Source organism: Providencia sp. Marseille-Q8014, assembly GCF_965112055.1.
In genome coordinates this window covers 2,579,022-2,602,902 of record NZ_CBCOPT010000001.1, presented here as the reverse complement: position 1 = coordinate 2,602,902, position 23,881 = coordinate 2,579,022, and the positions used below count along the sequence as shown (strand labels likewise).

The window sequence follows — 23,881 nt, the reverse complement described above, 5'->3', positions numbered from 1 at the left end:
AAAGGTAGAACAATGGTAAATACAACAATTACTGAAGCAATCAAAAAATACACAACAGCGATGATTGCCTTTCGTCGAGACCTGCATGCGCATCCTGAATTACCGTGGGAAGAAATACGGACAACAAAACGGATTGCAGAAGAGTTAACTAAGATTGGTATCGAATATCGACTAACAGAGCCAACAGGGATTATTGCTGAAATTAAGGGCGGAAAACCAGGCAAAACGGTGGCGTTACGTGCAGATATTGATGCGTTACCCGTGCTGGAATTGAATGATTCTTTGGAATATAAATCACAGAATCAAGGAAAAATGCATGCATGCGGACATGATGCACATACCTCGATGTTATTGACAGCCGCAAAAGCGCTATACGATGTCCGCGCGGATTTGAAAGGCAATGTGAGGTTGATTTTTCAGCCGGCTGAAGAGATAGCCCAAGGCGCTAAAGAAATGGTGAAACAAGGTGCCGTGGAAAATGTGGATAATGTATTTGGCATGCATATCTGGTCAACGACGCCTTCCGGAAAAGTCTCTTGTAACGTAGGGGGGACATTTGCCTCCGCTGATTTGTTAGTCGTGAAGTTTAAAGGGCGTGGTGGTCACGGTTCAATGCCTGAAGCCACAATTGATGCCGCTGTCGTGGCATCTTCTTTTGTGATGAATCTACAATCAGTTATTTCTCGTGAGACATCGCCATTGGAATCAGCGGTGGTCAGTATTGGGAAGATGGAAGTTGGTACTCGCTTTAATGTGATTGCTGAAAATGCGGTATTAGACGGAACTGTTCGCTGTTTTAATCTTGAAACTCGCAGTCGTATTGAAGCAGCAATCAGACGTTATGCAGAACATACCGCCGCAATGTATGGCGCGACAGCGGAAGTTATTTATACTTATGGCACACTTCCTGTGATTAATGAGGAACGTAGTGCATTGTTGGCGCAATCTGTTATTACGCAAGCATTTGGTGAAGACACGTTGATGTTTGAGAAACCAACAACGGGTGGTGAAGATTTCAGTTTTTATATTGAAAACATTCCTGGCTGTTTCGCTTTATTGGGATCAGGTAATCCAGATAAAGATACACAATGGGCACATCATCATGGGCGTTTTAATATTGATGAAGATGCAATGGTGACAGGCGCTGAACTTTATGCTCAATACGCTTGGTCTTATTTGCAACAAGATGAATTTTAATTAACCGCGTTAACCTTGTCGTGACGATAGCGACAAGGTTTATATTTTTGACAATATAAGCCGATTCCCTTCTCAAAAACGTCTCTCCACTGCCTATTTTCAAACTCATGATCGCGCTATGACAATCATCACACTTTATCCTGCATATGAAAAGAAGGGTTCTTGTCATCAAGTAAAATGCTATTGAGGTGAGTTAGGCGTAAATGAATAAAAATAGTACGGTTACTTTTAAAAATGAACATAAAAATTCTCATATACAATCTATTGATTATTTAATTGTCGATAATTAAATTTCAAAAATAGGTAATGCTAGATGGTTTTTTTGAATTTAAAGGTGCTAATGGTTTTTATGTGTTTAATTTTTAGAGAATTGCCTTACTATATAGGGTGTTATTATTGGGGGTATTCAGGATTGTTTAAAATAAAACCTATCATCATTATAACTTGTTGAATTTAAATAGGTAAGTTAATCAAGTTAGAGGTTGGTAAGCAAGTAAAATAAAGAGTGAGAGTTTAAGGGAACAGTTATTTATGATTATTTATAGAGACAAAGCCGCGCTGAAATGACGAATAAATAAAATAATTATTATTGTTTTTAATATACACTGATATTAATAAACTGATTTAATTTAAACAATCGATTATATATTTAGCGTAATTGATGCTATATATTGACATGACCAATTTAATTAGACAAAATTCGATTAAGCATGTGATGGGTAATAAATGTTTTATTTTATACTCATCACATTGGCTTTACGATTCATGATGTTTAAAAATTGCGTTTCTTAAGCGTTGCTGTTGTTCGAAGCGTTGCTCTTGTGTTAACAATTCATCGTGGGAAAGTTGGATAAGTAACGCATTTATATTAGGGATCGAATTCTCTTCTAATAGCGAATCGACGTGTTTAACGATATTTTTATAGTGTTGCATAGCATCCTCCAATCGTTGTGATGAAAAGATTATAACATATGGAATGTCGGTCTCCTTATTTATTATAAGTAGTGATTAGCGTATTTTTATATTAAGACAAGCATAGGAATAAGATATTGAAATTAACCGTTATGTTGATGTGTTTGTTGTTATTTGCCTGCACATCAAAATGGGAACCCGTAGGTTTATCTGAATGGACATATCAGGAGGCGGATTCACAATGTGAATTTGATGCCTTTAAACGATTTCCCGTTCGTAACGAAGTCGCCCAGCACACTGTGTATGAAACCATTTCAAAAAAGTGCAAGAAAGACGATGAATGCGGTAAAGAAAAAACTTATGAAGAGAAAGTACCGAAGACAGAGAGCTATGTTTTAGATGTTAATAAAGAGAGTCGTCGTCAAGAATATGTTCGTTGTATGAAACGTAAAGGCTGGCAAGAAAAAAACGATTATTTTTGGCAGTCGTAAACGTTTCTTGCATTATCAGTCGTAAACTTTTCTTGCATTATAAAGTGTAGGTTCAGTGAAGTTTATCACAAAGCCCTCATCATCATTAGGGCTTTAATTCTTATCGCTGTGGCAAGTGATCGTGTGTGACTATTTATAACGTTACATGGAGATTATCTCTGTCAGTGAAGTGGTATTTTATTATCGCTGCTGGAAACTGACTGGATAGGTGCATTGGAGGGATCTGATAATAGGAAAGCACGATTTCAGCTATGGCTATTATGACGTTATTTCCAGAAGCAATGACATCAATGGCTTTTGAAGACGAACACTTTTCTGACATAACAAAGTCATGGCAATTTCGGTTGGTGATATCAGAATCCTTTTATTACCCCTGTACGATGAGTCTTTGTCGTGACTGAATGAGTGTGCTTTATTAGGCGAGTTGCGCATAAAACGCCTCGTAGGTTCACAAGGCGTTTCAGCCGTTAAGTCGAAAAACCTTTTTTGACGCTATGAAGCGGTGAGATCTTTGATTTCCTCTGTTGCGGCATTTTTTTGGACAGATGCAATTCCTTTTAATGCAGCTTGCTTCGTCGAATACATCTCGCTACTTGCGATGATTTCATGATTTGCAGCTTTAAGAACAAAATAGTATGGCTGAGCCGTATCTTTTGTCGATTTTTTCAGTTCGAAATAACCCATGATTTGCTCCAACGGTTGTATAAAAATAGATACTCAAGTCTACACAATACTGTTTGTTGCTTATTAAGATTAGAAATAAATAAGGAAATTTACTAGTTTTAGACTAAATTTAATTAGGATAAAAAAAAGCCTCTATAAATAGAGGCAATTCGTAGGATTAATAGATCTACTTGTTATTTGCTTAAGATAACGAACATTTGCAAGAGATGCTATTTGATTCTGCGTATTAGTCTAAAAGGTAATACCTATGAGGTATTTTATCTTAAAAAACTATTGTGCTGGAGTCGTTGTAGCTGCATTGGCCGGTTGCGGTGCTGCACCTCGTTTCATGGGGGCATACTCAGGCATTTCTACAATGCTCATTTTAACCATGTAACGTTTACCTTCTGCCACTTTGGGTGCATCATTAGCAAGTTTTTTCAATGTTTCATTTGGGGTTGTTGTCTGTTGAGTCACACTGAATAGCATATTAGGGTGATTCCCCATATGGCTGCGTGGCACTTTATTATTAGGGCCATTAGCAGCAGCCGAAAATCCAATTGACATCAACATGATAGCAAGTAAACCAGAATTTAATTTTGTCATTGATATATCCTCTTATTTGCACTGATTTGAATAATCAATGAATTGGTTTTTTACCGCAATCGGTTTTACCTGCTTTGACTGAAGCTTCACAATTGCTGCACTTTTTCCATATTTTCTACTTATTTAGCCTCCTAACACAAATAGCAGAGTCAATTAAGGCTTTATTATGGGGTGTTAGTATAGCGAGATAGCATCACTTGTGCTGTAGGAAACAGAGTGACTGGCAGGTGAGAGAGTAATCGATTAGCATGTTGTATAACGAACAAAATGATAACAAAGTGAGTCATTATGTCTGATATCAATATGCCTTTTTCCGTGTTAGATCTTGCGCCTATCCCTCAAGGTGCTACCGCTAAGGAAGCCTTTTCTCATTCTCTCGATTTAGCCCAATTAGCTGAAAAACTCGGCTATCATCGATATTGGTTAGCGGAACATCATAATATGACTGGGATAGCAAGTGCTGCCACATCAGTGCTGATTGGCTATCTTGCTGCGAATACCACAAGGTTACGTGTAGGTTCGGGAGGCGTTATGCTACCTAACCATTCACCTCTGGTGATCGCTGAGCAATTTGGAACATTGAATACTTTATATCCAAATCGAATAGATTTAGGACTAGGGCGTGCTCCGGGAAGCGATCAACAGACCATGAGGGCACTACGTCGGCACATGAGTCAGGATATTGATAATTTTCCGCGAGATGTGGCTGAATTAGTCAATTGGTTTGATGCAATAGATCCTAACCCACCTGTTAGGCCTGTTCCCGGTTATGGCGAAAAAATTCCAGTTTGGTTATTAGGTTCAAGTTTATACAGCGCACAGCTTGCTGCTCAGATGGGCTTACCTTTCGCCTTTGCATCACATTTCGCACCTGATTTGTTACTACAGGCACTGCATGTATACCGTGAAAACTTTCAACCTTCAGCAAGGCTTGAAAAGCCTTATGCAATGGTTTGTATCAATATAATTGCAGCTGATACGGTGCGTGATGCTGAATTTTTATTTACATCAATGCAGCAAGCTTTTGTTATGTTGCGTAGAGGACAGCCTGCTCAATTGCCACCGCCTGTTCAAGATATGGATAAAATTTGGTCTCCAGCCGAGCAATTGGGTGTGCAGCAAGCCCTAGGGATGTCATTGGTAGGAGATAAGGCGAAAGTTCGTCATGGGATAGCGTCTATATTGCGGCAAACTCAGGCCGATGAAATCATGGTTAATGGGCAAATTTTTGACCATCAGGCTCGCTTATATTCATTTGAATTAGCAATGGAAGCCATGACAGAGTTAAGGGAAGAATAAACATATTAGCGTTTTTTTGCGTAGATAACGCTTTAACATCCGCAAAACAAAGAAATAGTCCTTGGAAGCCATTTAAATCCTCAACATAACCCATTCGGATTATGTTGATTGACGTTAGATAAACAGTCGATCTGAATATCATTCAGAGGCATCAAAGAAGAGGGGATGTGGCTAAAGGAGATGACCATTTTTCATTGTTATTCAATTAATCTATTGAGATGAATAAGCTCAATTTCTTCATCGAAGTAAGATGTATCATCAATGGATTCAAAGAGATAACCCAGAGTGACCTGGGTCATAGACGGTTAACACGCGATCTGTGGCAAGTGAGTTTCTAAAGGCGGAAGGCCATGGGCTGCTCGAGCTCGGTCACAAGCTTCATTGTGAACTCCTGATAACCATGATTGTTCAAACTCGCGGCAAGGCGTTGGTCGTTGTGTGTAAATTGAGCAAGAGACACATTCGCCAATGGTACCTGTCAATGCGGTGCAGCGCGTATTGTGTTTTTGGTTCGTCCCTTTCATTGCACTCATAAAGGGGGTGATCTGCTCAGTTAACTCTTGAGGGACTAACCCACCACCACTTTCACTCTCAGCCCAATAGAAAGAGACGCGAAAATAAGCGCAACATGCACCGCAACTTACACATGGGTTATTTTCAGGATCAGTTTTTAGTATATGAATATTGGTCATATATAAAATCACTAAAAAATATTGATGATGGTGACCCGCAGAACACGGGCTGACGTAACATAGGCAGATAGCCTAGAATCGTTACTCAGCCGCTATTATCTTACGTACTATTGACTATTGGCAAGGTATTTTAGAATTAAACACTGAAATTTATCGTTATCCATACGATAAATAAATTTAATTAAAGGCGTGAGATAAAAAAACACCCTGTCAGCCTAAGACTCACAGGGTGTGATTGTTATTTTACTAACCGAGCCCGATAGGACGGTGAGTAGTTAATCATGAGCGAAGATTAGACGTGTTTTAGTTCGCCATCCTCTTCCTGGTTATAAATTGTTTTGTTGGTTTCACCCATTAACTGACTGGTTACGGTACCCGCAGTCATTGAACCGCTCACGTTTAATGCGGTACGGCCCATATCAATCAATGGTTCAACGGAAATCAATAATGCCACAAGCGTGACGGGGAGACCCATCGCTGGCAATACAATTAATGCCGCAAATGTTGCACCACCACCAACACCCGCAACCCCAGCGGAACTGATTGTGACGATACCAACCAAGGTGGCAATCCATAGAGGATCAAATGGGTTAATTCCCATTGTTGGCGCAACCATTACCGCCAACATCGCAGGATAAATACCTGCACAACCGTTTTGGCCGATAGTGGCACCAAAGGAAGCGGAAAAGCTAGCGATAGACTCTGGCACACCAAAACGGCGAGTTTGCGTCTCAATATTTAATGGAATACTCGCTGCACTAGAACGGCTTGTGAAAGCGAACGTTAATACTGGACCTGCTTTTTTGAAAAATTTAATCGGGCTTAGGCCAGTTACCGCAATGAAAATACCGTGGATAATAAACATTAATCCGATTGCGACATAAGAGGCAATAACAAAAGTACCTAAGTTGATGATATCGGATAAGTTAGAGCTTGCGACAACTTTTATCATTAGTGCCATTACACCATACGGTGTTAAACGCATCACTAAACGAACCAGTTTCATCGCCCAAGCTTGTAACACATCGATAGCCGCTAATGCTTTCTCACCACGCTCTTGGTCATCTTTGAATAATTGTAAGGCAGCGACACCTAAGAAGGCTGCAAAAATCACGACGCTAATAATTGACGTTGGGCTAGCCCCAGTCAGATCAGCAAATGGATTTTTTGGAATAAAGGATAAAATTAACTGTGGAACAGCTAGATCGGATACTTTACCGACATAGTTATTTTGAATCGCATCAAGACGAGCGGTTTCTTGCTGGCCTTGAACCAAACCTTCGGCCGTTAAGCCAAACAGATTAGCCATCAAAATACCAATCAGTGCGGCAATGGCTGTCGTTAATAGTAATGTACCAATCGTTAAAAAACTAATTTTTCCTAAAGAGGAAGCCTTGTGTAGGCGTGCAACAGCGCTGAGTATTGAGGCAAATACCAATGGCATAATAACCATTTGTAATAATTGCACATAACCATTACCGACGATATTAAACCAGAGAATGGAATCCTTCAGCGTTTGGTGACCAGTACCATACACATAGTGTAGCGCTACACCATAAGCAACACCGAAAACCAAGCCTAATAAAACTTTTTTAGATAGACTCCAGCCCTTTGCCCCTAATTTTGCTAGCAGTATAAGCAGTGCTACAAAGATGAGCACATTAATTATTAAAGGAATATTCATTCCGAACTCCAATCGCAGTTTTTGAATTATGTTATTAGCACTGTAAACCTTAAAGGTTATAAGGGATTAGCTTATCCTAACAACTGGTTATATGTTAACAGTAGATAAAATACAATTCTTATAATGAAAAGTAATAACATATAAAGATTGATACTTACAGTATATTACAAAACGATTGATTAGGTAGGTAAGTATGTATCTATTTGATTATGAATATATTTTATAACGCTATCAAATTGTGAGTGCAGATCAAAGTTGTAGCCAGCAGGTAGAAGGCAAGCACAAACCGTCAATGCAATAGCAACAAAGCGCTCAGCCCGTTTATTTGACTTACTACGCAGTAGTGGCAGGCAAAAACGCAACGGCAGTGGCCATAGGAATGGCACTCCAGAAGGCGTTAGTATATCTGCAATTAAGTGGCTGATATAACCGAGTAAGAATGCTTGCAGTAAATCATTCGGGATAGCCCATTGTGATGGTAACCACTGGTAGCAGGCGATCATTAATAGTAGCCAAGCAATCAAGCTATGCGTGAATCCACGGTGTCCGCATAATTTAGAAATCGGTATTGATAAGATCCTTAATAGCCGCCCTGGAATAGAAGAAGGGTGATCGATATCTGGCAATAAGGCACCCAGCAGAACGCCTGGCACCATATGTAGCCAGTCACCTTGAGCAAGCTCAGTCGTGATTTCTAGCTTATGTGCCATTATTAATGAGGCGACAGAAAATAGCAGGTGCCCTTCAGCAGTCATGGTGGATAAATTACCATCTGTTTATCTATACAGTTAGGCGGGAAGTATAAAGTGTTTACAAGGAATATGATAGGTGAGTAGCGAAAAAAACGCTTATTTATTAGCGAATAACATCAGAGCTTTATACTTTTTCGTAATATCCCTATCAAAAAATGATAGGGATTAGATAAAAAAAGAAATGAATAAAAATTAACGCAAATGTTTTTCAGTTAATTCATTGAGTGAAGATAGCTTAACATCAGCGAGGCCCCAACGCGAGTCATTAAAATGTTGTTTATCGGGTACGACGATCGAGCGCATCCGTGCTGCTTTAGCGGCAATCATGCCATTAAAGGAATCTTCTAATGACACACAATGAATAGGCTTGGTGTCTAACAACGCTGCGGCATTCAGATAAACTTCTGGGTGTGGTTTGCTGTGAGGTAAATCAGCAGCAGAGACGACCGCAGAAAAATAATCGCGAATATCAAATAAGTTTAAGACTTTTTCCAGCATATAGAGTGGGGATGCTGAAGCGAGCGCGATATTGAGATCCATTGAACGGCACAGTTCAAGGGCATGATGCACACCAGGTAGGAGAGGTCGTTGTTCCTCAACTAATCCAATGACTCGGTCAATAATCATTTGCTCAACTTCTTTGAGGCTATGGCCTTGCCATGGAGAAGCGTGGTACCAAAGCTCTACAACATGGTCGATACGTAAACCGAGAGTATCAGGTAATTTATCGGCAATAGACAAGTCGATGCCTAACTGAGAAAACACCTCTCGCTCTCCCTGTGCCCAAAAAGGCTCAGAATCAATCAGCAAGCCATCCATATCAAAAATAACAGATTGGATGGTTAAATTATGGTACATGTCAAAACTCCATTCATGTATGTGTGACCTTGCCATGCTTCAATCCGTTGTATGCAGTGAAATGATGGATTGATTTCACTGGTCACTTGGTTAATGAGTGGCATACAACTTGAAATGCTTAGCCCTTTCGTGTGACGAGATATTGTAGCAAGTCATTACTTGATTATATATATCAGAACGGGGATCTTTGTTAATAGCCTTAATAAATAACAAGTTAAAAAATCTGAAAATAGTTGGAACACTATTATTCAGTGTTGTAAATTTGGTGGGTTTATGAAAATTCAGTTATGATTAGTTATAAAAAAAATTTTTTGAGGGTTAATAATGAATTACCAGACTGCAAGTTATGTCGCAATCGGCAAACGTATTCTCGGTTGGATTGTTTTTCTTGTAGCATTGCTTTCTACCTTAGCTTCACTCATCAAACTTGCAGCAATAAAAGGGCTGGAAGGTGAGGGAATTAACGCGGTCGCCAATGATTTTATTAAATTAATGGCTGAAATGACCCGTCAAAGTACACCATTTCTCAATCTGTTTTGGCATAACTCTCCCATTCCCCGAGTCTCTGAAGGGTTTGTCGGGGCGAATATCGGTTTTATAATCATTTTTATTTTTATCTTTGTTGGTATAGCGCTAAGTGCGTCGGGCCTACGAATGTATCGACAAATTAAGTTTATTCGTGAAAGTATTGAAGACCATGTGATTTTAGAAAAGGCGAAAGGTAACGACGTTTCGAAAGAGGAATTGGAAGCTAAGGTTACGATCCCTCGTCATACCATTTTTACTCAGTTCTTTATTCTGTATTTTTGGCCGATCGTGTTAGGTGTCGCAATTTATTTCGCGTTAAAATTTTTGAATTGGTAATCAGTCAGGCCCAGTCAAACAAAACTGGGCCAAAACACGTCGTTACTTTTCACCAAGTAACTCATCGGTAATCGTTCGAGCATGCAAGTAGCTCTTTTCAAGCCCAAATATGTTTGACTGACAAAGTAAATAGTACAGTTGATAAAGGGGCTGCCTATCGAGAAAACCGCTTGGTAATGGCCAAACACTTTGATAGCCATCTATAATCTGGATTGGTAATTCTTGATACAGCGGTAACATTGCGATATCACATTCTCTATCCCCCCAATAACAAGCGGGATCATATAAAATACCGTTTTGCTCCAAGGTAATAGCGCAATTGGCAGGCCATAAATCACCGTGTAACAATGAGGGTTGAGGCTGATGTCCTGCAAGGCGTTTTTTGACAATATCAACGATTTGTTGAATATCACCAAATACCATACCTTTTTCTGCTGCAAGTTGTAATTGTAGGCCAATGCGTTTTTCAGCAAAAAACGAGTTCCAACGCTTTTCCCATCCGTTTGGCTGAGTGATGGTCCCTAACATGGTGTCAAAGTCAAAACCATAACTAGGCTGCTCTTCCCATTGGTGAAGTTGTGCTAATTGTTGACCAAAGCGCCATGCATTGGTTGCATCAAATTTTTTCAACGGAAAATATTCGAGTAGCAGGAAGCTATGGTGTTTATTACTTCCGACGCCGTAGACTTTTGGCACGGTGATAGTATTGCTTTTGGCAAGCATCTCAAGCTGCTCAGCTTCTTGTTTAAACAAAGGCAAAAATTCACGCAGGTTCTGTTTGACGAAAATGGTATGTTCACCATAATCGATTTTCATCGTGTGATGAATGTCTCCTCCAGACAGGATCTCTTTGTTATGAAGTTCTGCTTCACCCAAGTGTTCGCTTAATAAACGATACATTGCTTGCCACATGACACACCTCGCTTTGCTTTGGTCTTCATTAACACAATTCTATAGCGACAGTTTAGGAATTAACAGCAATAATTATTTAAAAAGAAGAGCCTATCACGAAATTACCCAGTGATAACATTTGATGGAATATGGCTTTTTTGAAAATTTGTTGTAATTAAATAATCATTATGACGTTGATAAATCATCGTAATTAAATATTGAAATATGACAATAAATAGAGTGAATTAAATTTGAGTCGTAATAATGACATATTTTTAATTCTATTTGCCTATTAATAAAAATAATGGCTTATTGTTATTAATATTATTTGCTATATTTTTCTATGTATATAATTAAATAAAATTTAATCAAAATTAGATTGTAATTATTTGATGTTCATTATTTGTAATATTTTAAATTTAAAAGAGTAATGAAAATGAAAGAAAAAATTGAAAATTACACTGGCCCGGCTGCGGGCTGGGGCGCGGTAAAAGCCGTCGCGGAAGCCATTAGAGGCCAAATGGATATTGGTCATGATGTGATAGCAATGTTTGAAATGAATAAACCTCAAGGATTTGATTGTCCAGGTTGTGCATGGCCTGATCCAAAACATTATGCCTCATTTGATATCTGTGAAAATGGCGCAAAAGCCATGTCATGGGAAGCAACATCAAAAAGAACCACACCTGAATTTTTCGCTAAATATTCTGTTTCCGAATTATTAAAATGGGATGATTACGATTTAGAAAACGAAGGTCGATTAACGCATCCAATGAAATATAATGCACAAACTGACCATTATGAGCCGATTGAATGGGAAGACGCATTTGCACAAATAGGTCAGCTTTTATCAAGTTATCCTGATCCAAACAGTGTAGAGTTTTATACTTCAGGTCGTACGTCAAATGAAGCCGCGTTTCTCTATCAATTGTTTGCGAGAGAATACGGTACTAATAATTTTCCCGATTGCTCCAATATGTGCCACGAACCAACGAGTGTTGGGCTTGCTGCATCGATAGGTGTTGGTAAAGGTACGGTTTTGCTGGAGGATTTTGATAAGGCCGACTTAGTCATTTGTATTGGTCATAATCCGGGAACGAATCACCCAAGAATGTTAAGTTCATTGCGTGAGGTGTCAAAACGAGGCGCTAAAATCATTGCCATTAATCCGTTGAAAGAGCGTGGATTGGAGCGTTTTGAGTACCCTCAAGACCCGATTGAAATGTTAACGTTTGAATCAACGCGGTTAGCTGAGCACTATTATAAAGTACGCATTGGTGGTGATACCGCTTTGATAAAAGGCGTGATGCGTTGTGTGATTGAGCAGCATGAAGCTGCGATTGCACAAGGAAAAGCACCTATTTTGGATAACGAATTTATTCAAACTCATACTGTTGGTTTTGAGGCCGTTAAGCATGATGTCATGACAACAGGCTGGGAAGATATTTTACGTGTTAGCGGTCTCTCAAAAGAAGACATTGAACAAATAGCACAGTTATATATTGAGGCGGACAGAACGATCATTTGCTATGGCATGGGGATCACTCAGCATCAACATGGTACGCAAAATATTCAACAATTGGTCAATTTACTCTTGCTAAAAGGCAATATTGGTCGTGAAGGGGCGGGTATCTGTCCTTTACGTGGGCACTCCAATGTTCAGGGTGACCGTACTGTCGGGATCACCGAAAAACCAAGCCAATCTTTCTTGGATAAACTTGAGCAGCGCTTTGGATTTAAACCACCAGCTCAGTTTGGTCATGCCGCAGTTGCAAGCATGCAGGCAATCGCGGAGGGAACAGCTCGCGCACTGATCTGCATGGGAGGAAATCTAGCAGTAGCAATGCCTGATCAAGATGCTTGTTTTAATGGCATGAAAAAATTAGATTTGGCGGTACATGCAGCCACAAAACTGAATCGCTCACATCTATTAACGGCAAAAAATACCTTTTTGTTCCCTGTATTAGGGCGTACTGAACGTGACATGCAAAAAACAGGGCCACAAAGTATTACAGTGGAAGATTCCATGTCGATGGTACATGCTTCTCACGGTAAGTTAAAACCAGCTAGCCCACATTTAAAATCAGAATGTGCCATTGTTGCTGGTATGGCAAAAGCCACATTGCCAAATACTAAAGTGGAATGGGATGATTTTATTGATGATTACGATAAAATCCGCGACGCAATGGAAGCTGTTTTACCTGGTTTTGACGATTATAACGCGCGTATTCGTGTGCCTGGCGGTTTTCACCTCACTAACGCGGCGTCAGAACGACGCTGGCTAACGAAGTCTGGTAAAGCAAATTTCATGACCACAGAAGGGGTGATTGAAGATCCTAAATCAGCCGTGAACAGCGAGTTAATCTTAGCGACAGTTCGCAGCCATGATCAATATAACACCACGATTTATGGATTAAATGACCGTTATCGAGGCGTGTTTGGTCAACGTGACGTGATGTTTATCAGTGAAGCGCAAGCGAAAAAACAAAACTTGGCAGCTGGTGATAGGGTCAACATTATCGCACTTGATAGTGATCAAAAACGCACTCATCGCCGTTTAGATAACTTGAAAGTCGTGATTTATGATATGGCAGACCGTTGTGTTGCGACCTATTTTCCTGAAGCGAATAACCTAATCGCATTGGATAATTTTGATCCACAAAGCGGTATTCCTGCTTATAAAAATATTCCAATCGTATTGGAAAAAGTTGATGTAGCTTCTTAAGTACTCATGATTAATCTGCATAGTCAAAGGCCGCTTCTTATAGGAAGCGGCCTTTATTTTTTAATAACAAAAGAATTTTTAGGCTGATTGTAACTTTTCTTGCGGCATTTTAGCTCTTTTGCGTGTTAATACCATTTTGCTGTAGAGCAGAGCAATAATGAAATAAACCGCTTGGGTAATCACGATACAAGGGCCGGTTGCCCCATCAATGTGGAAGCTAATAATAGTACCAATCACGCTGGAAGTGACGGAGGCGATGACGGCAACCACCAACATCCATCCAAAACTTCGACATAGCACGAATGCGATGATCCCCGGTGAAATCAACATGGCAATAACCAAAATGATCCCGACGGCTTGTAGCGAGGCGACAATAGTTAAAGCAAGTAAGGACAGTAAACCATAATGGATGAGTTTAACGGGGAGTCCAATGACCCTTGCCTGATTAGGGTCAAAACAGTACAACATAAAATCTTTACGTTTTAGTAAGATTATGGCGATCGTGATACCTGCAAACCATAAGTTCTGTTTAAACTCGGCATCAGTAATTCCCAAAATATCACCGAATAAAATATGGGTAAGGTGTTGTTCTGTATCGATTTTAGCAAACATCACTAAACCGACGGCAAACATGCCGGAAAACACAATTCCCATCACGGTATCTTCTTTTATTCGACTGTTCTCTTTTAAATAACCCGTCGCGAATGCGCAAAATAGCCCTGAAATAAAGGCGCCTATAGCAAGAGGAATACCTGCCACAGAAGCGATGACGATACCTGGTAATACGGCATGAGAGATAGCATCCCCCATCAATGACCAGCCTTTTAGGACTAAAAAGCAAGATAAAATGGCGCATACAGCACCTGTCACGATGGCGGTGATGATCGCTTTTTGCATAAAAGGGAAGAGAAACGGCGCCGTTAGTAAGTCAATAAAATCACTCATTAGAGGCTCCTTGTTGCTTTATTTTATGCAAATTCTCCACTTCTTGTTTTGCTTTGCGTCGTGATGCAAAAATACCGTGTTTTGGTGCAAAGAAGAAAGCCAACAAGAAAATAATTGTTTGTAAAGTAACAATTAATCCACCAGTTGCACCATTGAGGAAATAACTCGCATAAGCACCAATTGCACTGGTTGCTGTACCAATAGCCACCGCAATGATCAATAAACGTTTAAATTGGTCAGTCAGTAAGTAGGCGGTTGCCCCAGGTGTCACGACCATTGCAATAACCAAAATTGCCCCAACTGTTTGTAACGCAGCAACAGTACAGGCGCTCAGCAAGGTAAAGAAGATTATTTTTAAACGTAGTGGATTTAACCCAATTGAACGCGCGTGGCTTTCATCAAAAAATACTGCGAGTAGATCTTTCCAAAGCGCGAGTAATACAATGAAAGAGACGGCAATAATGATTTCAACTTGCAGCACATCGGCATCTGCAATACCTAAAATATTACCAAATATAATAGTCTGCACATTCACTGAAGTGGGGTTTAACGATACGATCAATAAACCCGCAGCAAAGAAGGTGGAAAAGATAAAGCCAATTACGGCATCTTCACGCAAACGGGTGATATGCTTGATAAACGTCATCGCAAGAGCTGCCAAGATCCCAGTAAAAAAAGCACCAGCGGCGTAAGGCAACCCTAACGCATAAGCGCCTGCTACCCCAGGAACAACAGAATGGGAAAGGGCATCCCCCATTAATGACCAGCCTTTGAGCATCAAATAAGCGGACAGAAATGCACAGACGGCACCTACAATGGCACTTACCCAGATGGCTTTAACCATATAGTTGTACTCGAAAGGCTGAAGTAACAACTCGATCATTCTGAATCCTTAGGTTGGTTCGTTCTAACGGGTGCATCGTGGTCGTGACCATAGAAGACAGCAGCCCTTTCATCATCGGTAATGACCGTGATAGAGCGGGGGTCATCATCATCATGAAGCTCTTGTCCGGAGAGATTGATATGACGCAGTACGCCACCAAAAGCAACTTGTAAATTCTTTTGGGTAAAGGTGGTTTCAGTTGGGCCACTGGCCAGTACTGTACGATTAATCAAAATCACTTGGTCACAAAATTCGGGTACGCTACCTAAGTTGTGGGTTGATACTAAAATCAGGTGGCCTTCATCGCGTAAACTGCGTAGTAAATCAATGATGGCATTTTCAGTTTTAACATCAACCCCAGTAAAAGGCTCGTCGAGCAACAGAACTTCACCTTGTTGAGCAAGAGCACGAGCGAGAAAGACCCGTTTTTTTTGGCCTCCAGACAGCTCACCTATCTGGCGATGCTCAAGCCCTGCTAAGTCCACGCGCTCTAGCGCTTTTTTGACTGCTTCTTTATCTTCATTTTTGGGGATACGGAAAAAGCCCATTTTACCGTAACGTCCCATCATCACTACATCAGAAACGAGCACAGGGAAGTTCCAATCAACTTCCTCTGTTTGTGGAACATAGGCGATAATATTTTCTTTTAGCGCAGCTTTAATTGGCTCGCCATTTAAAGTGACGCTACCAGATGATGGGGTGACTAACCCCATGATCGTTTTAAACAAGGTTGATTTGCCACTACCGTTGACGCCAACGAGTGCGCAAATTGAGCCACCAGTAATATTAAAACTTGCATCATAAATAGCGGTATGACCGTTGTTATACGTTACAGTGGCATCATCAACAATCAATTTAGGGTGTTCAAAGCGGTTTGAGCTACTCATCATTACTGATCAAATCCTTTCGCTATGGTGTCTACTGTTGTATTTAGCAAATCAATATAGGTGGGTACAGGGCCATCAGCAGTTGATAATGAGTCCACATACAGTACCCCACCATATTTTGCCCCAGTTTCTTTGCTAACTTGGCGTGCGGGTTTATCTGAAATAGTACTTTCGCTAAAAACAACAGGGATATTATATTCGCGTACGGTATCGATAACTTTTTTAACTTGCTGTGGGGAGCCTTGCTCTTCAGCATTGATAGGCCATAGATACACTTCTTTTAAACCGTAGTCTTTTGTTAAATAACTAAATGCACCTTCACTGGATACTAACCAACGCTTATCTTCAGGGATACGGTTAAGACGTTCGCGAAGCGGTGTATCAAGTTGTGCGATTTTTTCAGCATACTTTTTAGCGTTTGCGTTATAGATTTCTGCATTTTCTGGATCATACTTTACCAAGGCTTTGCGAATATTTTCGATGTAAATTTTGGCATTGGCAGGAGACATCCAAGCATGAGGGTTTGGGTTTCCTTTATATTCACCTTCTCGAATTGGCATAGGTTCTATACCTTCAGTGACTACGACGGCAGGAACGTTTTGAAAATTCTCAAAGAAACGTTGAAACCACACTTCAAGGTTTAGACCATTCCATAAGATTAAGTCAGCATCATAAGCTTTCATAATATCTTTCGGGGTAGGTTGATAACCATGGATTTCTGCCCCAGGTTTAGTAATGGACTCTACGATTGCGGCATCACCCGCCACGTTTTGTGCGATATCTTGAATAATAGTAAAAGTTGTGACGACCTTAAACTTTTTAGCCAAAGCAGGTTGACTGACTAGTAGAATAGCGGATAAAGCAAAGAGAGCAGAAAGCAGTGGTTTAGAAAAGAGCGAAAATTTTTTGTTCATAGTTCAGACCCTGACATCATTGGCTTAGTGGATTTTTTAATTGTACTGTTATTAACAAAAAAGCATAACAGGATTAAAACTCAATTGATAATGATTATCAATATCAATTGGATAAAGTCAAGACAAAAAGTGTGTGATTCATCAATTATTGTGATTATATATTGGTATGAATAGAACATGTCTTAAAGTAAAAGTTAAGTAAAAATTGTTTTATTTTTCTTACGATTAGTTATTCTTCCGTCAGTTTTGTTAGCAGAGGATATCTCGGTGAAAAAAAATATCGGTGGCGCATTGGTATTTCTGTTACTGGCGGGATGCTCCAGTGAACCAGAAAAACAAGTATCAACACAACGGATGTTAAATAAAAGTAGCAATTTATCAACCGTACAGCAAAATATTTCATTCCCTCGCACGCCATTTGATGAATTTATTCGAGAATCAGCAAATCGGTATAATGTCGATGAAACGTTGATTAGAGCGATAATTGAGGTCGAATCCAACTTTAGACCTGAAGTGGTGAGTAAATCCAATGCTATTGGCCTAATGCAAATAAAAGCATCGACAGCGGGTCGTGATGCTTATCGTTATCAGGGTAAGTCGGGGGAACCGTCAAGTCATGAATTAAAAGACCCAAAAACCAATATTGATATCGGTACCACCTATATTCGTATACTTAAAGAGCAGCACCTAGCGGGGATTAATCATCCACAAACCATGTACTATGCGACTGTTGTTGCTTACGTTAATGGTGCAGGGGCGTTATTGCGAACATTTGATAATGATAAGGGCAGAGCTATTGCGATGATTAATAGTTTGACGCCTGAAGAGTTCTACCAGCACGTTCAATCTAAGCATCCAGCGCCTCAAGCTCCGCGCTATTTGTGGAAAGTGAAAAATGCTTATAATGCATTAGCCATAAACTATTGATGTGTTGCGATTAAATGTGGGAGTTGTGCGACTATTTCAACGATACCGTTGATAACGAACTGGACTCCCATACAAATTAATAAGAATCCCATAATACGAGAAATAGCATCAATCCCACCGTTACCTAACCATTTCATAATTGAAGTTGCGCCCCTTAGCGCTAACCACACGATTAGGCTGACAATAAAAAATGTCAAAACAGGAGCAACTTTTAAGATCCAAGGTGCAAATCCGACATCACCTTGCAAAGATGCCGTAGAACTAATGATGATAGCGATAGTTCCTGGTCCAGCAGTACTTGGCATGGCGAGGGGAACAAAGGCAATATTTGGAGATCGTTGACGTTTTTTAGAAATAGTCGAATCATCAGGCGCTAATGCACTAGTGTCATCATTATTTTCACTGCTAGGGAATAGCATTCCAAATCCGATAAAGGCCACAATGAGCCCACCTGCAATTCTTAAACCGGGGATGGATATACCGAATGTATTCATGACTAACTGCCCAGCATAAAAGGCAATTGTCATGATTGCAAAAACATAGATGGCAGCCAAAAGTGATTGATGGTTTCGTTGTTCTTTGGTCATATTGCCAGACAAACTGAGCATTACAGCGATTGTTGTCAGAGGGTTGGCAAGTGGTAGTAATAAAACCAATCCAATACCGATGGCCTGAAACAGTTCCAAAATATCATTCATAATAGGCAAATTAAGCTCTTATAGATGTTAACAATTTTGAGTATGAATGAGCACTATAACAAAAATTATTATTGTATGCCCCGTAAAAGCACTCCGACTGCTGTTTGCTAGTGAAGTTAACGATAAAATATTGCCATGACGAGTCTCATAATGACATTTCTAAATTACAAAGAGGTGTATTCAAATAATATGAAATAAGAGCAGTTGTTCACATTAACTGTGGATAACATTAGCATTCCATTGTGAATAACTTATCTTATTTCTTATATAACAGTTAGATAGGCTTGTGTTTTAAAAGTGTTCAATTTTTAGGGTAAAAAAAACCCTTTTTATGGGGGACATAAAAAGGGAAAGGGCATCTATTAGTAGGTTGTCAAAATTTCGATATGCTTTAAGTTATACGCTTAATTATGTTAGTTAACTATTGGTTATGTAAATTCATTAAAAGAATAAACATTTATTGTTTATTATTATCGAAATACCCATCCGTATATTATTTAACTAATTGAATATATATAAAAACATATTTTTTCTGGCAATTTAATATAGAGGTTATATGCTTACGGGGATTAATCATTTGACTCTGGCAGTCACAGATATTAAGAACAGTCTGTTCTTCTATCATTCAATATTAGGAATGAAGCTTCATGCAAGATGGAAAAATGGTGCTTACCTCACATGCGGGGAGTTATGGGTATGTCTTTCAGTCGATCCCACCCGAAAGGCCCAACGACTAGAGAAGACAGACTATACGCATTATGCTTTCACCGTATCATCAAAAGACTTTTCTACGGTAGTTGAAAAGCTACAACGTGCAGATGTTACCGTTTGGAAAGATAATCGTAGCGAAGGGGATTCGTTTTACTTTTTGGATCCGGATGGCCATAAGCTAGAAATTCATGTTGGTTCATTAATAGAGCGTTTAGCACATTGCCAAAAAGCACCTTATGAGAATATGGTGTTTTACGATTAGTTTCCTTGTTAACTGGCCTTTACAAAATAACTATTTTTGATGCTAATAACAAAATAAGGTATTAAGGAAAAATACAATGTCTATCAAAGAAATGACATCTATAGAAGGCATAGAACAGCAGTTAGAGTCTCTATTAATCGATAGTGTTAATAGTGGAGCATCAATCGGATTTATTGCACCATTAATGCTGAAGGACGCCCGGCAGTATTGGCAAAAGGTCGATAATGATTTACGTAAAGGTGAGCGCCTATTAGTGGTGAAATATATTGATCAACAGTTAGTTGGCGCCATTCAACTCTCTTTATGTTTAAAAGCAAATGGACGTCATCGAGCAGAAGTTGAAAAACTCATGGTACATACTGCTTTTCGGGGGCATGGTATGGCGAAACAGTTGTTGATGAATATTGAGCAGTTAGCGCTTAATCATAAACGGACATTATTGGTACTGGATACCCGAACGGGGGATACCGCGTCTCATTTGTATTGTAAACAAGGCTATATTAAAGCGGGAGAAATCCCTCATTTTGTGACAAATGCACAGCATGAATTTGAAAGTACAACACTCTTCTATAAATTATTGGACAATAACGTATCATCTTAATTTGTCTGCTTTTATTAGCAAAATACGCTTGCTAAAGTTTTCTTTACAAACAATTTTTTATTATAAAAATTGCTTTACGCCTTATGCAGTATCCTAGAGACAGTGAAACAGGACAGTTTGGGGTTGTAAATGAAAAATGTAATGACGGCTCTAACAGCCTTAGTGATGCTGATTGGTATCTCAATGGCTGCACTATTTATTGTTTTCCCACAACAATGGAAACAAAATATTTATCCTAGTGTTGCAAACCTTTTGCCGGAATCCATTAGCTCATTAATACCAAGTCGGGATGTCAATAATAATGTATGCGATAGTTTAGAAAGTAACCTACAAACGTTCGCAGACTATTTAAAGACCAATGAAGATATCGTCAGTATCAAAGGGATGAATGGGCTAGATGATCAACTCAATGGAATTCGCTCGCGTATTGATAGTATGCCAATGCAAGTGCGTAAATTAGTTTGTCAGCAAGAATATGCTCGTCTCGAAGGATTAAAAAGTGTTTTCTTTTTAGGACATAATCAGCGTTGATGGTACAAACGCACAGCCGCTTTATCCCCCCAAGATCAAAAAATATGATTGGCGACTTAAAACAAGCTAATTGATTTATGTTAGTCTACGTATGCTAGGTTGATTCAGGAAGATTGTCATGAGCATATTTAGATTACCCTTCTTAAATTGGTTAATTTTAAACACAATTGCCTTCTATGCGCTCTACGCAAAAAACATATTGGCGTGGAGTTTTTCTGGTTGGACGGGGATTCTAGGTATCTTAGTTGCTTTAGAAAGTTTTGGATGGATAGCCGCCAGTTTATATTATTTTTATCGTTTCAAAACGTCTCCTAATCCTATCAGCCCTGCGACAGCTTTAATTACCGAAGGCCCATTTAGATTTTCTCGCAACCCTCTCTATCTCGCTTTTACTTCAATGTGCGTTAGCTTAGCGCTATTCACTCAATCCCCCTATTTTTTGGTGTCTGGCCTAGTGTTTTGGTTAATCACCGATTTGTATACCATCCCGCAAGAAGAAAAATGTTTAGCGGAACACTTTAAAGCAGAGTGGCAACGTTATCGCCAACAGACTCGGCGCTGGTTGTAACCATACACAATAGAATCGTGACTAAAATAGCGACTAAATATTATCTCTCTTTATGACAGCTAGAGAAATATATCGCGATTGACCACATAGTTTGATTTATAGATAGGTAGAAAAAGCAATGACCAGTTATATCTGTTTGTGAATTAATGGGGTTAAGCTAAGCATGCGCACGTAGAGATAAAAAAGTTGAAATCAAACCGCTTTACACTGCGAGTTACTCAGTATTCAGCGGGATAAAAGTTGCTGCATTGAGTAAAGGTTCTGTGGTTATTTTTTATTAATAATTTGCTCAATAGATGCACACACTATGAATATTGAAACTTTCTTATCTTTATCGATGTTTTCTTTCGTAACCTCCATCACGCCTGGACCCAATAATATTATGTTGCTTGCGTCAGGAATGAACTTTGGATTGAAACGGACTATGCCGCATGCTTTAGGGGTATCCCTTGGCTTTTTTGTGATGTTGGTTGCTGTTGGCCTAGGCGTAGGGGCCTTAATTCAATCTTCAGAAGTGGTTTACAATATTCTGAAATATATAGGCATTATTTATTTATTGTGGCTGGCATGGAAAACGACGATTAGCCGTTCAGTTGGCTCACCGAAAGACGGTAATGAAAAGCCATTAACCCTATTAGAAGCCGCACTCTTTCAATGGGTTAACCCTAAAGCCTGGATGATGGCCGTGTCAGGGATGGCTTTGTATACAGAATCTATGAATCCTTATAGCTCCATGTTGATAGTCGCCATTATTTTTAGTTTGATTAATTTTCCGTGTGTGACGATTTGGGCAATGTTTGGTAGTGAATTAAGAGAGCGATTGAAAAATCCACAGGTATTGAAAAAATTTAACCTAGTGATGGGGTTATTATTAGCAGCCAGTGCAATATCTGTTCTTTTTCAATAATCAAATCATACGAGTACTATTGTCCATGATGGGATGTTTAAATAGTACTCATATTTAAACTATGTTGTTTTGTCGGTAGCTTTATTGATATTAACGCGAGTGGCTTTAATCTCGATATGTTCTTTTTTATCGCTGATATTTTGCTTGATGTCTTGAGAATGAATACCCAAACGTTCATCGATTTGCTTGGTTGCTTGATCTTTAATTGCTTTTTGTGTGTCACAACGGCCGGAGATTCCAATTTTTTGATCCAACATTTTATTCCTAGCGGCTTTTTTTAAATGGCAATCAGCTAAAGAGGCTGTTGATACAAAAAAAAGTCAGTAACAGTATAATTTTTTTCATAAAAACACCCCATAAAAAACCGATGATAGAGATCTATCTCGCGGCGGCAAGAAATTAACGGTGACAAAGTATATTGCTGATTATTGATAGTTTTTAAGGATATCAATAACGCTAAGTCGATACTGAGATAATCTGTTGGTTAATCCATCATGACTTGAGTGTAGAGAGGCTCTTCAATTAAAGAGCCTCTCTTCTTAATAAAGGGATAAAGAGAGCCATTATTGCGTTAATTGCTTAAATTAACATCAATAACTTGGTAGAAAGCATTATTCGTATCAGCAACATCCCATATTGCGAGAATAACATGGTAGCCTTCTCGGTCCGTCGGAATATAACATTTAAACTCTATATTTTCTTTTGTGGGTGGATTAATGCCACTCACACTGATTGGCTCAGGATCACAAATAGAGTTTTCTAAATCAAATGCTGCTCGAGTTAAAGCTTCTGATTGATTCCAATCTGCTTTAGTGATGAAAAAACGCCATGAAGCCGATGTATGGCTCATTGTTAAATACCAAACGAAAGTATTCTCGCCGGTTTTCATATCAACTTTTGTCCAACGATCTGGGGTTTGTACATCCAACTCAGAATAGGTTGAAATATTTCCGCTCGCAATATGACCATCTGGAGGGCCAGCTTCTGGAAAACCTTTATAACCTTCAATACTTTGTGGGTCAGATGTGCCTCTAATACCACAATCAAAGTTGGTTGGTTCTTTGCCATTTCCATAGCCATTATAGCATTGGTAAGCACGGCTTTCAGGGCTTAACACGTAACCATGAGCACTCACTTGGGATGACGACAGGAGTAACATAACACCAATAGCACAGAACGATAGTATAGCGTTACATAAGCTTTTCATATTACACCTCACTTATGCTCCTTATAAGTCAAGTTGTGCAGATAATAAGATTGGCAACGACGCTATCTGAGTTAATTCACTATTAACGATTATCAGATCTGATTATGTGTTGTCTAAGCACAACCTAATTTATTTGGAGTCAATGTCAGTTAGATAATTACTGTTTGCTGACTTGTCGCTGAGTATACGGCTAGGCTAGCGATGAT

The 23,881-nt window shown here is 39.3% G+C and carries 26 protein-coding genes; 11 read left to right on the top strand and 15 right to left on the bottom strand.

Features of this window, described 5'->3' with window-relative positions; translation table 11 throughout:
* The first annotated feature begins 12 nt into the window (after positions 1 to 12).
* The gene (locus ACWPW6_RS11465; RefSeq protein ID WP_154623351.1) at positions 13 to 1,197 is read left to right on the top strand and encodes a M20 family metallopeptidase; all 1,185 of its coding nucleotides are present in this window, start codon (positions 13 to 15) and stop codon (positions 1,195 to 1,197) included.
* A gap of 756 nt (positions 1,198 to 1,953) precedes the next feature.
* Here the strand turns inward: ACWPW6_RS11465 and ACWPW6_RS11460 are convergent.
* Complete coding sequence (locus ACWPW6_RS11460; protein ID WP_249998884.1) at positions 1,954 to 2,130, bottom strand: DUF2526 family protein; 177 nt, start codon at positions 2,128 to 2,130, stop codon at positions 1,954 to 1,956.
* Between the two features lie 116 nt (positions 2,131 to 2,246).
* Between ACWPW6_RS11460 and ACWPW6_RS11455 the strand changes: the two genes are divergently transcribed.
* Positions 2,247 to 2,600 (top strand): hypothetical protein, encoded by a 354-nt coding sequence (locus ACWPW6_RS11455; protein WP_230085767.1) that lies wholly within the window; start codon positions 2,247 to 2,249, stop codon positions 2,598 to 2,600.
* Positions 2,601 to 3,092: 492 nt separating this feature from the next.
* Here ACWPW6_RS11455 and ACWPW6_RS11450 read toward each other — a convergent pair whose 3' ends face one another.
* Positions 3,093 to 3,284, bottom strand: coding sequence for a YegP family protein (locus ACWPW6_RS11450; RefSeq protein ID WP_154621824.1), 192 nt, complete (start codon positions 3,282 to 3,284; stop codon positions 3,093 to 3,095).
* A gap of 270 nt (positions 3,285 to 3,554) precedes the next feature.
* Positions 3,555 to 3,869, bottom strand: a complete 315-nt coding sequence (locus ACWPW6_RS11445) for a hypothetical protein (RefSeq protein ID WP_154621825.1) — start codon at positions 3,867 to 3,869, stop codon at positions 3,555 to 3,557.
* Positions 3,870 to 4,157: 288 nt separating this feature from the next.
* On the opposite strand from ACWPW6_RS11445, the gene ACWPW6_RS11440 reads away from it, so the two are divergent.
* Positions 4,158 to 5,168: a luciferase-like monooxygenase gene (locus ACWPW6_RS11440; protein WP_163862079.1), complete on the top strand. Its 1,011-nt coding sequence runs from the start codon at positions 4,158 to 4,160 to the stop codon at positions 5,166 to 5,168.
* A 305-nt stretch (positions 5,169 to 5,473) separates the two neighbouring features.
* Here ACWPW6_RS11440 and ACWPW6_RS11435 read toward each other — a convergent pair whose 3' ends face one another.
* From ACWPW6_RS11435 to hxpB, 4 genes are all read right to left on the bottom strand, one after another.
* A complete protein-coding gene (locus tag ACWPW6_RS11435; RefSeq protein ID WP_249998880.1) occupies positions 5,474 to 5,860 on the bottom strand; it encodes a YkgJ family cysteine cluster protein in 387 nt (128 codons plus the stop codon).
* Positions 5,861 to 6,152: 292 nt separating this feature from the next.
* On the bottom strand, positions 6,153 to 7,544 hold the full coding sequence (locus ACWPW6_RS11430) for an L-cystine transporter (RefSeq protein WP_154621828.1): 1,392 nt from the start codon (positions 7,542 to 7,544) through the stop codon (positions 6,153 to 6,155).
* A 179-nt stretch (positions 7,545 to 7,723) separates the two neighbouring features.
* Positions 7,724 to 8,299: a metal-dependent hydrolase gene (locus tag ACWPW6_RS11425; RefSeq protein ID WP_154621829.1), complete on the bottom strand. Its 576-nt coding sequence runs from the start codon at positions 8,297 to 8,299 to the stop codon at positions 7,724 to 7,726.
* A gap of 189 nt (positions 8,300 to 8,488) precedes the next feature.
* Positions 8,489 to 9,154, bottom strand: coding sequence for a hexitol phosphatase HxpB (gene hxpB, locus ACWPW6_RS11420; RefSeq protein WP_249998879.1), 666 nt, complete (start codon positions 9,152 to 9,154; stop codon positions 8,489 to 8,491).
* A 324-nt stretch (positions 9,155 to 9,478) separates the two neighbouring features.
* On the opposite strand from hxpB, the gene ACWPW6_RS11415 reads away from it, so the two are divergent.
* The gene (locus ACWPW6_RS11415) at positions 9,479 to 10,018 is read left to right on the top strand and encodes a YniB family protein (RefSeq protein WP_154621831.1); all 540 of its coding nucleotides are present in this window, start codon (positions 9,479 to 9,481) and stop codon (positions 10,016 to 10,018) included.
* Positions 10,019 to 10,060: 42 nt separating this feature from the next.
* On the opposite strand, the gene ACWPW6_RS11410 is transcribed toward ACWPW6_RS11415, so the two are convergent.
* On the bottom strand, positions 10,061 to 10,930 hold the full coding sequence (locus ACWPW6_RS11410) for a fructosamine kinase family protein (protein ID WP_154621832.1): 870 nt from the start codon (positions 10,928 to 10,930) through the stop codon (positions 10,061 to 10,063).
* A gap of 415 nt (positions 10,931 to 11,345) precedes the next feature.
* On the opposite strand from ACWPW6_RS11410, the gene ACWPW6_RS11405 reads away from it, so the two are divergent.
* On the top strand, positions 11,346 to 13,634 hold the full coding sequence (locus tag ACWPW6_RS11405; protein ID WP_163862073.1) for an FdhF/YdeP family oxidoreductase: 2,289 nt from the start codon (positions 11,346 to 11,348) through the stop codon (positions 13,632 to 13,634).
* Between the two features lie 78 nt (positions 13,635 to 13,712).
* Here ACWPW6_RS11405 and ACWPW6_RS11400 read toward each other — a convergent pair whose 3' ends face one another.
* The 4 genes from ACWPW6_RS11400 to ACWPW6_RS11385 are packed head-to-tail and all read right to left on the bottom strand — an operon-like array spanning position 13,713 to position 17,263.
* A complete protein-coding gene (locus ACWPW6_RS11400; protein ID WP_154622294.1) occupies positions 13,713 to 14,579 on the bottom strand; it encodes a metal ABC transporter permease in 867 nt (288 codons plus the stop codon).
* The gene (locus ACWPW6_RS11395) at positions 14,572 to 15,462 is read right to left on the bottom strand and encodes a metal ABC transporter permease (RefSeq protein WP_154622293.1); all 891 of its coding nucleotides are present in this window, start codon (positions 15,460 to 15,462) and stop codon (positions 14,572 to 14,574) included. Before ACWPW6_RS11395 ends, ACWPW6_RS11400 begins: the two co-directional genes overlap by 8 nt.
* Complete coding sequence (locus ACWPW6_RS11390; protein ID WP_250000501.1) at positions 15,459 to 16,349, bottom strand: manganese/iron ABC transporter ATP-binding protein; 891 nt, start codon at positions 16,347 to 16,349, stop codon at positions 15,459 to 15,461. Before ACWPW6_RS11390 ends, ACWPW6_RS11395 begins: the two co-directional genes overlap by 4 nt.
* Positions 16,350 to 16,351: 2 nt before the next feature.
* Positions 16,352 to 17,263: a metal ABC transporter substrate-binding protein gene (locus ACWPW6_RS11385; protein ID WP_154622292.1), complete on the bottom strand. Its 912-nt coding sequence runs from the start codon at positions 17,261 to 17,263 to the stop codon at positions 16,352 to 16,354.
* A 267-nt stretch (positions 17,264 to 17,530) separates the two neighbouring features.
* Between ACWPW6_RS11385 and ACWPW6_RS11380 the strand changes: the two genes are divergently transcribed.
* A complete protein-coding gene (locus ACWPW6_RS11380; protein ID WP_163862070.1) occupies positions 17,531 to 18,190 on the top strand; it encodes a transglycosylase SLT domain-containing protein in 660 nt (219 codons plus the stop codon).
* Here the strand turns inward: ACWPW6_RS11380 and ACWPW6_RS11375 are convergent.
* On the bottom strand, positions 18,184 to 18,888 hold the full coding sequence (locus ACWPW6_RS11375; protein WP_154622290.1) for a MarC family NAAT transporter: 705 nt from the start codon (positions 18,886 to 18,888) through the stop codon (positions 18,184 to 18,186). The genes ACWPW6_RS11380 and ACWPW6_RS11375 overlap by 7 nt on opposite strands.
* A 556-nt stretch (positions 18,889 to 19,444) precedes the next feature.
* Between ACWPW6_RS11375 and fos the strand changes: the two genes are divergently transcribed.
* The 5 genes from fos (at position 19,445) to ACWPW6_RS11350 (ending at position 22,468) form a co-directional block, all read left to right on the top strand.
* Positions 19,445 to 19,861: a fosfomycin resistance glutathione transferase gene (gene fos / locus ACWPW6_RS11370; RefSeq protein WP_249998877.1), complete on the top strand. Its 417-nt coding sequence runs from the start codon at positions 19,445 to 19,447 to the stop codon at positions 19,859 to 19,861.
* Between the two features lie 76 nt (positions 19,862 to 19,937).
* Entirely contained in the window at positions 19,938 to 20,462 is a 525-nt protein-coding gene (locus ACWPW6_RS11365; RefSeq protein ID WP_249998875.1) for a GNAT family N-acetyltransferase, read from the top strand.
* Positions 20,463 to 20,591: 129 nt separating this feature from the next.
* Positions 20,592 to 20,993 carry a hypothetical protein gene (locus ACWPW6_RS11360; RefSeq protein WP_154623094.1) on the top strand — a complete coding sequence of 134 codons (402 nt, stop codon included), beginning with the start codon at positions 20,592 to 20,594 and terminating at the stop codon, positions 20,991 to 20,993.
* Between the two features lie 118 nt (positions 20,994 to 21,111).
* Positions 21,112 to 21,561, top strand: coding sequence for a methyltransferase family protein (locus tag ACWPW6_RS11355; protein ID WP_249998873.1), 450 nt, complete (start codon positions 21,112 to 21,114; stop codon positions 21,559 to 21,561).
* 307 nt (positions 21,562 to 21,868) lie between these two features.
* Positions 21,869 to 22,468 (top strand): LysE family translocator, encoded by a 600-nt coding sequence (locus ACWPW6_RS11350; RefSeq protein WP_154623091.1) that lies wholly within the window; start codon positions 21,869 to 21,871, stop codon positions 22,466 to 22,468.
* Positions 22,469 to 22,527: 59 nt separating this feature from the next.
* On the opposite strand, the gene ACWPW6_RS11345 is transcribed toward ACWPW6_RS11350, so the two are convergent.
* On the bottom strand, positions 22,528 to 22,725 hold the full coding sequence (locus ACWPW6_RS11345; protein WP_154635597.1) for a hypothetical protein: 198 nt from the start codon (positions 22,723 to 22,725) through the stop codon (positions 22,528 to 22,530).
* Between the two features lie 314 nt (positions 22,726 to 23,039).
* Positions 23,040 to 23,675, bottom strand: coding sequence for a lytic polysaccharide monooxygenase (locus ACWPW6_RS11340; protein ID WP_154623354.1), 636 nt, complete (start codon positions 23,673 to 23,675; stop codon positions 23,040 to 23,042).
* Between the last annotated feature and the right edge of the window lie 206 nt (positions 23,676 to 23,881).

Coding starts and splice junctions, on each gene's coding strand:
- ACWPW6_RS11465 (WP_154623351.1), top strand. CDS start 13: ATGGTAAATACAACAATTACTGAAGCAATCAAAAAATACACAACAGCG.
- ACWPW6_RS11460 (WP_249998884.1), bottom strand. CDS start 2,130: ATGCAACACTATAAAAATATCGTTAAACACGTCGATTCGCTATTAGAA.
- ACWPW6_RS11450 (WP_154621824.1), bottom strand. CDS start 3,284: ATGGGTTATTTCGAACTGAAAAAATCGACAAAAGATACGGCTCAGCCA.
- ACWPW6_RS11445 (WP_154621825.1), bottom strand. CDS start 3,869: ATGACAAAATTAAATTCTGGTTTACTTGCTATCATGTTGATGTCAATT.
- ACWPW6_RS11440 (WP_163862079.1), top strand. CDS start 4,158: ATGTCTGATATCAATATGCCTTTTTCCGTGTTAGATCTTGCGCCTATC.
- ACWPW6_RS11435 (WP_249998880.1), bottom strand. CDS start 5,860: ATGACCAATATTCATATACTAAAAACTGATCCTGAAAATAACCCATGT.
- ACWPW6_RS11430 (WP_154621828.1), bottom strand. CDS start 7,544: ATGAATATTCCTTTAATAATTAATGTGCTCATCTTTGTAGCACTGCTT.
- ACWPW6_RS11425 (WP_154621829.1), bottom strand. CDS start 8,299: ATGACTGCTGAAGGGCACCTGCTATTTTCTGTCGCCTCATTAATAATG.
- hxpB (WP_249998879.1), bottom strand. CDS start 9,154: ATGTACCATAATTTAACCATCCAATCTGTTATTTTTGATATGGATGGC.
- ACWPW6_RS11415 (WP_154621831.1), top strand. CDS start 9,479: ATGAATTACCAGACTGCAAGTTATGTCGCAATCGGCAAACGTATTCTC.
- ACWPW6_RS11410 (WP_154621832.1), bottom strand. CDS start 10,930: ATGTGGCAAGCAATGTATCGTTTATTAAGCGAACACTTGGGTGAAGCA.
- ACWPW6_RS11405 (WP_163862073.1), top strand. CDS start 11,346: ATGAAAGAAAAAATTGAAAATTACACTGGCCCGGCTGCGGGCTGGGGC.
- ACWPW6_RS11400 (WP_154622294.1), bottom strand. CDS start 14,579: ATGAGTGATTTTATTGACTTACTAACGGCGCCGTTTCTCTTCCCTTTT.
- ACWPW6_RS11395 (WP_154622293.1), bottom strand. CDS start 15,462: ATGATCGAGTTGTTACTTCAGCCTTTCGAGTACAACTATATGGTTAAA.
- ACWPW6_RS11390 (WP_250000501.1), bottom strand. CDS start 16,349: ATGAGTAGCTCAAACCGCTTTGAACACCCTAAATTGATTGTTGATGAT.
- ACWPW6_RS11385 (WP_154622292.1), bottom strand. CDS start 17,263: ATGAACAAAAAATTTTCGCTCTTTTCTAAACCACTGCTTTCTGCTCTC.
- ACWPW6_RS11375 (WP_154622290.1), bottom strand. CDS start 18,888: ATGAATGATATTTTGGAACTGTTTCAGGCCATCGGTATTGGATTGGTT.
- fos (WP_249998877.1), top strand. CDS start 19,445: ATGCTTACGGGGATTAATCATTTGACTCTGGCAGTCACAGATATTAAG.
- ACWPW6_RS11365 (WP_249998875.1), top strand. CDS start 19,938: ATGTCTATCAAAGAAATGACATCTATAGAAGGCATAGAACAGCAGTTA.
- ACWPW6_RS11360 (WP_154623094.1), top strand. CDS start 20,592: ATGAAAAATGTAATGACGGCTCTAACAGCCTTAGTGATGCTGATTGGT.
- ACWPW6_RS11355 (WP_249998873.1), top strand. CDS start 21,112: ATGAGCATATTTAGATTACCCTTCTTAAATTGGTTAATTTTAAACACA.
- ACWPW6_RS11350 (WP_154623091.1), top strand. CDS start 21,869: ATGAATATTGAAACTTTCTTATCTTTATCGATGTTTTCTTTCGTAACC.
- ACWPW6_RS11345 (WP_154635597.1), bottom strand. CDS start 22,725: ATGTTGGATCAAAAAATTGGAATCTCCGGCCGTTGTGACACACAAAAA.
- ACWPW6_RS11340 (WP_154623354.1), bottom strand. CDS start 23,675: ATGAAAAGCTTATGTAACGCTATACTATCGTTCTGTGCTATTGGTGTT.